The organism is Thiohalocapsa halophila, from assembly GCF_016583825.1.
Lineage (GTDB): Bacteria > Pseudomonadota > Gammaproteobacteria > Chromatiales > Chromatiaceae > Thiohalocapsa > Thiohalocapsa halophila.
Genome location: NZ_NRRV01000198.1, coordinates 1 through 1,221, shown reverse-complemented (window position 1 = coordinate 1,221; position 1,221 = coordinate 1). Strand labels below are relative to the sequence as shown.

2 protein-coding genes are annotated in these 1,221 nt (G+C 68.1%); one reads left to right on the top strand and one right to left on the bottom strand.

What is annotated here, in order from left to right; all coding sequences use genetic code 11:
• A partial coding sequence (locus tag CKO31_RS25950; protein ID WP_200243769.1) for an SDR family NAD(P)-dependent oxidoreductase occupies positions 1-527 on the bottom strand: 527 nt, incomplete at its 3' end.
• A 208-nt stretch (positions 528-735) separates the two neighbouring features.
• On the opposite strand from CKO31_RS25950, the gene CKO31_RS25945 reads away from it, so the two are divergent.
• A complete protein-coding gene (locus tag CKO31_RS25945) occupies positions 736-1,080 on the top strand; it encodes an Mth938-like domain-containing protein (RefSeq protein ID WP_200243763.1) in 345 nt (114 codons plus the stop codon).
• Positions 1,081-1,221: the final 141 nt, after the last annotated feature.

Here is a 1,221-nt window from a genome sequence, read left to right as displayed (position 1 = left end):
GCGACGTGGATGCCCTGCGGGCCCAGCTCCCTTGCCAACGACTGCGCCAGACCGCGCAGGGCGAACTTCGCCGAGCCGAAGGCGGAGAACTTGGCGCCGGCCTTGACGGCGGCGGTGGCGCCGATGAACAGGAGGACGCCCCGCTTCGCCTCCAGCATCCCCGGGACGACCCGCTGTGCCCCGTGCACGGCGCCAAGGCACGTGACGCGCCAGAGCGACTCGAAGGTGGCAGGATCGGTGTCCGTGAAGGCGCCCCTGTGAAAGGGGGCGGCGTTGTGGACGTAGACGCTCGCCGGTCCCCACTGCGCCTCGACTTGTCCGATCGCCGCGTCCATCTGCGCCGCGTCGGTGACATCACAGCTAAGGGCCTGGTAGCGATCTGGACCCAGCTCGGCGGCCAGATCCAGGCGGCCGGCCGTACCGCGGGCCAATCCGGCGACGCGATAGCCGTCTGCTGCCAGGCGGCGACACAACGCCGCGCCCAAGCCCGGGCCGACGCCGGCGACGATGGCGGTCTCGGGATGCATAGTCATTTCGCTCCTCTCGGCAGTGGCCGAGTCATGATCGGGCGGCGACGGCATGGCATGGCGGTGCCGCGGTGATGGTCACCGCGCCGTCGTTGTGGGACTACGCTTAGCACAGGTCCAGCCTGCCGGTCGATCGACCCATTGACCGGCGGCGACATGCATGTCATCCGGTCGCTTCCGCCTCATTCTGCCTGAGAGGCATCCAGCCATGCACATCGACAACTATCGCTTCGGCCGCATCGACATCGAAGGGCAGAGCTACGACGCCGACGTCATCATCTTCCCGGACCATGTCCAGGCACACTGGTGGCGTCAGTCCGGACATCGGCTGGCGCTTGAGGACCTGGCGACCGTCCTGGCCGAGCGCCCGGAGGTGCTCGTGCTCGGCACCGGCTGTTATGGGCGCATGCAGGTGCCCGGGGAGACGCTCGATTGCCTGCGCAATGCGGGCATCGATGTGCGGGTCGCGGACACGGGCGCGGCGGTCGAGGCCTTCAACCGGCTGCAGCAGACGTGCGCGCGGATCGTCGCCGCCGTGCATCTCACCTGCTGAGGCGATGACGACGCTGAACAAGCCGGGCAAGTGCCCGCGCTGCAAAGGCACCTGGATCAGCGAGCCGTTGATCGCCCTGGAGGAGCCATCATGAGCGAGCCATCAGGGCAAGACACGGACAGGACAAACCAAGCCAGTCTG

What these genes read in the sequence shown, in the direction of transcription:
- CKO31_RS25945 (WP_200243763.1), top strand. Translation starts at nt 736, where the DNA reads ATGCACATCGACAACTATCGCTTCGGCCGCATCGACATCGAAGGGCAG.